The following is a 6,084-nucleotide window of genomic DNA, read 5'->3' as shown; positions in this document are numbered from 1 at the left end:
TCTCGCAGTCCCATCCGCCGGCCGGGCTTTGCGACAGGCCTGGGCCCGGCGTTGCCGGGTAGCGGCGGGAGGTGATGGTGACGGGTTGCCATCCAAACCCCGCCGCTCTGGCATGCCGATTACGGTTCGATTTCACGAAAAGGCCATTGGTAACCGAGGGTTCGCATCCGCCCTTCTAGGCGTGAGGATGCGTCGGCTCGTCGGCGCTCAAGTTCCATGAGAGATGGGCTATACCGGCTTCCCCAGGTTAGATAACAATCAATTAGCTGATTGCGTTCCTGGGCTAACAATTTCCTCGCGCGTGCAACGAGATCGGTTCCGACGATCTCAAGGATATTTGCGCTCACATCGACAGTGGACGCACCAGGCTGACGATTGTGGTATCGCAGCCGGGTGATGTTTTCGCGATTTGCCACCCACCAGTCGGTGAACAGGCCAGCGATCTGTTCGTCGCTCAGAACCATTCTTTCGGTAAGTGCAGCCTGAAAGGTCTCGGCGAAGTACATGCGTGCCGCGTCGAGCGGCAGCTTAGTGAATACATTCCGGGGCAGCGGAAACTCTGCGAACCACTCTTCGACTGCACCGACGATCGCGGTCTCGATCGGTGCGGTAAGTGAGGGGATTGTCGAGGCGATCGTCTCGTAACCGGATGGGGGAAACTCAAGGTGCCCCAGCTGGTTACGCACGAATAGTTCGTTCAAGTCGATGCCGAGCGCGTCGAATCGCTCGCGCTGAACCTCGACCTCGTTGACAGGTACCCCACCGAAGAGTAGAGATTCAATGCTTGGCGCCGCAGGGGTCTTTGGTACCGGGAAAAGATAATTGCCGACATTGAGATTGAAGTCATTTTTCGCTATCTCAACGATTGATACTATCCGTGAAAAATGATCGATATCGTTTCGCCGATGGAACGCGTTCGCAATTTTTTGCACATGGCGAGGAGCCAGATAAGTTCGGGAGCGTACGGTATCGACCTCGTGTTCAGCATTTATGAAGAGAATGTCGCGTTCAGTATCTGGGTTCGTATCCTCTCCCCGGAGGACAAGAAGGCTGAATGGGACTGAGGTATTGGGGAAGATATTGCGTCCCAGCGCGATTACGGCAGAAATTCTGCCATCTTGGATCATGCTGCGCCGGATGTTCCCCTCTAACCCGCCTCTGAACAGCACACCGTTGGCGACAACCATGACTCCCACGCCGCCGGAGGTCAACGATGCTAGGACATGCTGGACGAACAGCAAGTCTGCTGTGCGCATCTGTCCATACCATACGTGCGCGTGGCTACCCGCCATCTCGCGTCGATACTTCAACCCGGAAGGTGGATTGGTCAGGACTCGGTCGAACCGCCTCAGTGCTCCGGTGGTGTTCTGGAAACACGGATCGAGGAGCGCGTCGCCTATCCGGATAGACGCGTCGGCGATTCCATGCAGGTTCAGGTTGAGCCAAGCCAGGGTGTGCTGCTGCATGTTGACGTCCTGTCCGAACAGAGCAAGTGCATCATGTCGATCGGTGCGCTCGGCAACGTATTCGTCAGCTGCGATAAGCAGTCCGCCGGTACCCACGCAAGGGTCGTAAACCGACTGGCCAGGCTGCGGATTGGCCAACTGCACCATGAGCTGGCGGACCGAGGGTGGGGTACCGAATTGGCCGCCGCGCTTGCCGTCATCGAGGAACGTGGCGAGGACTTGGTCATAGATCCGACCAACCAAGTGATTGAACCCGGGAATCTCGTCGTCCAACGGGATCTTGTCGAAGAGAGCAACTAGCTGCCAGGCGTCGCCGTCACTCAACCGCTTGCCGAGTTCCATACGCTCGAATGAGTCGTCAAACACATCACGGTTATTGAAAACGAGTGCGGACGCAGCGTCCTCAAGCGCTTCAATCGGCGAGCTGTTCGCAGCTTCGAGCACCTGATTCCATCGTGCTTTTGGCGGGATCTCCAGCCTTACGGGATGATCGCGCGCCCACTTGAGAACGAGCAGAACCGACATAACACGCCTGTACTCTGCTGAGTCCATCTTGCCACGGAGAAGGCCGGCGATCTCAAACATGATCGTGTCTGCGAGATCTGTCGTGCGCATGCTCTACCCTTCGTTCAGGAAGTCGCCGAGCAGTGTGCGCTTGAGGATATCGAGGCGATCCGCAGTTTCTCGGTGGGTGAGGACGAGTTCGTCGATGTCAGCGATAACTGCGACAAGATCGTGCTGACGCTCTCGCGGCGGCAGGATTACCGGAAGACTGTTCAAGATCTTGGTGTTAAGGGACTGAACTGTCCCGGGGAGCGCACGCCTGATCATCTCCTCCTGCATTCCGGGCGAGGAAAGATATATATGAAGGTATTCCGGTAGTACGCGTCGATCTTGGCTGCGCACTCGTGCACACGAGGAGTTGTACAACGCACCCGTCAACTGCTCGCCGATCAGGGCCGACCTGCCGAGCGATCCCTGTCGGACGAGCACAATGTCATTTTGTTGGAGACCGAACCGGTCCAACCGGACCGCCTCATCGTGCGGCAACCTGCGAAGCTTCCGTACTGTCACCTCGCCGCTCGTAGTGATGTCCGAAGGGGTCACCACGGGGACGCCATCGAGCTTCTCGCCGAGTTTGTCCAGCAGAGAGCCTGAGGGGCCAGGCGTTATCTCTGCCAGCTCCCCGAGTGTGTATCTGTCCTCGTAATCCACAGCATCCACCTCCTTCTGCTCCTCGGATGAAGGGGCGTGACGGTGATCGTCACGCCCCACTCGATCACGCTGTGCGCAGCCGAGCCTGGAGGCCGAGCTTGATCATCTCAGTGGTCAGGGCACCTGCGACCGTCGTGGCGAGCGCCACCAGGACGGCTTCGCCATATCCGGCGACAAAACAGGCCGCGACGACCAGGACGATGATGACCACACCGCACCAGGCTGTGCGGGTGTCGCGTCTGGGCCAGTACCATGAACTGTTGAAGCGCACGATCCTCATGTACTTACCTTCTTCCTGCTCGCCATCGGCGAAGCGGGTCGGGACCGCATCGCCCCGCGCGGACGCCAATCTCCACGGGGCGATGCGGTATCTCTTGGACGAGACCTCAGATTAGCACCCAGGTCTGCGAAGGATCCTTCGCAGACGAGCTCGACTAGAGTCGGATCGATGCGCAGACGGCGTGAGTGAGCGCTGCTATGCGATAGCGGTCGACCTGGATCGGGGCCCATCACGGCTCTGTTGCCAGCTGCGGAATGCGCGAGGTGGGTGCGATAGCAACTGTTCGAATGAAGGCCACCCGCACAGAAGCGAACCGCGAGATACCTTCCATAACGGGTTAGCTATACATCTGCTCATGCCCAACGGCATAGCGCGCATTTTCGGCCGAGAGGTGACTGTGATGACGGACACAGAGTGCGAGGTGGAAGAAAACCATCACTCGATCGGCTCACCCGCTGCCTATGTCTGGGGCGAAAGCACGCTGCTAGGTGCCGAACTACAGAGGCTGAATTTGTGATGTCGTCATGATCGTTCGAGGTCGAGTCCGGTTGCTGTGAGGCAGCCCTCGACCAGGTGCGGGCGGTATTGGATGCGATGGAGGTCGCTGCGGATGATCCGCATCAGGTCCTCGGGGTCGGTGATGATGCGGTTGGCCAGACGGCCTCGGCGCAGCAGCGACCAGATGCCTTCGGCCGCATTGAGATCGGGGGCGTAGGCGGGCAGCTGGTAGACCGTCAGCCAGTCGTGGCCGGCGATGAACCGGCGCATGCCGTCGGTGAGGTGGGTGTTCAGGTTGTCCCAGATCACCACGATCGGCGCGCCGAGCTGGCGGTGTGCGGCGATCAGCAGGTCCCGGTAGTCGGTCCAGGCGAAACTCTTTCTACCCGAGGTAGTTCGGTTGTGCCGGTGGGGCCGCCAGATCAATCGGGAACGCTGCCCGGGCTTGTAGCAGGTCAGTGCGGCGATCGAGACCCGCCGTGTGGTGCGCCCACGCACCCGCACGAGCGGAGTCCGGCCGCGTGGCGCCCAGGTTCTAGCGGTCGGCGGCGTCATCGAGAACCCTGCCTCGTCTTCGAAGACCAGCCAGGCCCCGAGCGCCGCCGCGGCGTTTTTACCTGCGGCCACACATCTTTCACCCACACCGCGACCGCGGCATCGTCGCGTTCGACCGCACGCCGCGCGGGGACCTGCCAGCTCCAGCCGTGTCGATGCAGCAACACCGACACCCCCTTGGTCGTGTAGGAGATATGGAACCGGCGCCCGATCACGGTCTTGATCCTGGGCAGGGTCCATTTCTGGTCCGGCCAGCCGTGCTCGGCAGGCCCCTTGTCCAGCTCATACTCGAGCACCGCGAACTGCTCGTCGGACAACAACGGCAGCGACGCCGGGCCCTTGGACCGCAACCCGTCCCGGCCCTCGACCGACCAGGCACGACGCCACCGCTGCACCGAGCGGACACTGACCCGAAGCTGGTGGGCGATCACCGCGTTGTCCTCGCCCCGCGCGAAACCGGCCGCGGCCTCGAACCGCAACCGCTCCCGCAACTCTCGACGCTCGGCGGTCAACCCACCGCCCTGCGGGTACCTCACACATCAGGTGTACCTCACACCACTCCAGATGACGTCTAGCCCACCGACAACACGAATTCAGCCTCTGTAACCGACGTCGACCGAGGGGATGCTCCGGGCGACCGGGTCGATTCCGAAGAACTGAGCGATGACCTCTGCTGCGACCAGCCCGCCGCCGTCGGTGGTGCCGGGCAGCAACCAATGCCCGTGTGATCCAGCCACCGGAGGCGCCGGATGGGACTTCGAGACAGGCCTAGGTCTCCGAGACCGTCCCGTCGAAGGACCAAGTGGCGATATCGGCGCTCATGGAGGCGCGCGACGAGCCGTCCAGTCCGTGCGCCGCCTCGGCCGCGCGGATGGCGCGCAGGCCCGGCGTCTGCTCCTCGTCGCTCAGGTAGCGGAAGCCGAGGCGCTCGTAGTACGGCCCGTTCCAGGCGACATCGAGGAACGTGGTGAGGGTGATCGACTGCATCCCATGGTCTTTCGCCCAGAACACCGCGTGGTCGATCAGGCGCTTGCCGATGCGCTGCCCGCGATATCCGGGCAGCACCGACACCTGGTCGATATGGGCCGCGCCGTCGACGACACCGAGGACCAGATAGCCGATCGGTCTGTCATCGTCGTCGGCCCAGACCCACGCGCGCCCGGCGCGCTGATATTCACGTAGCGTCTCGAGCGAGGGCGGTTCGTCCTCGGCGACGGCCGTCATGCCGATATCGGCAAACGGTTTACCCGCCGCGATTTCGATCTCCTGCAGGGCTGGCAAGTCGACCTCGGTCGCCGGTCGGATCACGGACACCCCTGTCATCTTAGAGTTCAGGTGGCCCGCGTGGCGAGAATGCCCTCGATCAACACCCGCAGCGCCCACTTCGCGCGCGAGTCACCGTCCCCGGACGTGAGCTCTTCGCGCATCGCCGCGATCATCGGGTAGCGGTCGGCCGGCAGCGCGGCGTAGCGCTCGGTGACCTCGGCGATGTGCACCTCGGCGCGCATGCCCTTCGTGTTGTAGGCGCTCTGCTCGGCGGCGGCCGCGGTGATGTGCAGGAACAGCAGATCGACGGCCCACGAGTTGGTGCGCTCGTCCACGCCGCCCTCGGCGAGCAGTGCCAGCATCCGATCGATGAGCACCAGGGCGTTCTCCCCCGTCGGGATCGCGCCGAGCGCGACGAGCGCCAAGCCCTCGTGGCGGCTCATGGCCGTGACCGCTGCCTCGATCAGCGCGCCCAATCGCTCGCGCCAGTCGCCGCCGGTCGGTTCCGCGAGCGTGCCGAGGACGTGATCGAGCATGGCGGCCATCAGGTCGTCGCGGTTGGCGACGTAGACGTAGAGCGAGGCCGCGCCGGTGTCGAGTTCCTGCGCGACGCGCCGCATGGTCAGCGCCACAAGGCCCTCGCGGTCGAGGATGCGCAGGCCCGTCTCGATGATCACGTCGCGGCTCAGGGGGGCCTTCGCCGGGCGGGCTCGGCGGCTGACGGGCGCTGGGTTCATGCCGTCGAGCATACGCGGTCAACGAACACTGTTTGACACGAACGCCGTTCGCCTCGTAGCGTCAGCG

Annotated in this window: 6 protein-coding genes; all 6 read right to left on the bottom strand. The window is 62.5% G+C overall.

The genetic code is table 11. From position 1 onward, the window contains the following. Window positions 1–119 precede the first annotated feature (119 nt). Window positions 120–2,081 (bottom strand): N-6 DNA methylase, encoded by a 1,962-nt coding sequence (locus ON39_RS08625; protein WP_040732775.1) that lies wholly within the window; start codon window positions 2,079–2,081, stop codon window positions 120–122. A 3-nt stretch (window positions 2,082–2,084) separates the two neighbouring features. Then, window positions 2,085–2,681: a restriction endonuclease subunit S gene (locus ON39_RS08620; RefSeq protein WP_157195422.1), complete on the bottom strand. Its 597-nt coding sequence runs from the start codon at window positions 2,679–2,681 to the stop codon at window positions 2,085–2,087. 64 nt (window positions 2,682–2,745) lie between these two features. Beyond that, window positions 2,746–2,961: a hypothetical protein gene (locus ON39_RS08615; RefSeq protein WP_146251285.1), complete on the bottom strand. Its 216-nt coding sequence runs from the start codon at window positions 2,959–2,961 to the stop codon at window positions 2,746–2,748. A gap of 522 nt (window positions 2,962–3,483) precedes the next feature. After that, a protein-coding gene (locus tag ON39_RS51675; protein WP_425454143.1) for an IS630 family transposase occupies window positions 3,484–4,550 on the bottom strand; the annotation gives its coding sequence in 2 pieces (ribosomal slippage) (window positions 3,484–4,013 and window positions 4,013–4,550; 1,068 coding nt in all). A 232-nt stretch (window positions 4,551–4,782) separates the two neighbouring features. After that, window positions 4,783–5,337 carry a GNAT family N-acetyltransferase gene (locus ON39_RS08600; protein ID WP_051186416.1) on the bottom strand — a complete coding sequence of 185 codons (555 nt, stop codon included), beginning with the start codon at window positions 5,335–5,337 and terminating at the stop codon, window positions 4,783–4,785. An 8-nt stretch (window positions 5,338–5,345) separates the two neighbouring features. Further along, window positions 5,346–6,017, bottom strand: coding sequence for a TetR/AcrR family transcriptional regulator (locus tag ON39_RS08595; RefSeq protein ID WP_040732787.1), 672 nt, complete (start codon window positions 6,015–6,017; stop codon window positions 5,346–5,348). Between the last annotated feature and the right edge of the window lie 67 nt (window positions 6,018–6,084).

The organism is Nocardia tenerifensis NBRC 101015 (assembly GCF_000308715.1).
Lineage (GTDB): Bacteria > Actinomycetota > Actinomycetes > Mycobacteriales > Mycobacteriaceae > Nocardia > Nocardia tenerifensis.
This window is presented reverse-complemented; position numbering and strand designations above follow the sequence as displayed.

Bases quoted from the DNA above. Each gene is read 5' to 3' on its own strand.
- ON39_RS08615 (WP_146251285.1), bottom strand. From the start codon at position 2,961: ATGAGGATCGTGCGCTTCAACAGTTCATGGTACTGGCCCAGACGCGAC.
- ON39_RS08595 (WP_040732787.1), bottom strand. From the start codon at position 6,017: ATGAACCCAGCGCCCGTCAGCCGCCGAGCCCGCCCGGCGAAGGCCCCC.
- ON39_RS08600 (WP_051186416.1), bottom strand. From the start codon at position 5,337: ATGACAGGGGTGTCCGTGATCCGACCGGCGACCGAGGTCGACTTGCCA.
- ON39_RS08625 (WP_040732775.1), bottom strand. From the start codon at position 2,081: ATGCGCACGACAGATCTCGCAGACACGATCATGTTTGAGATCGCCGGC.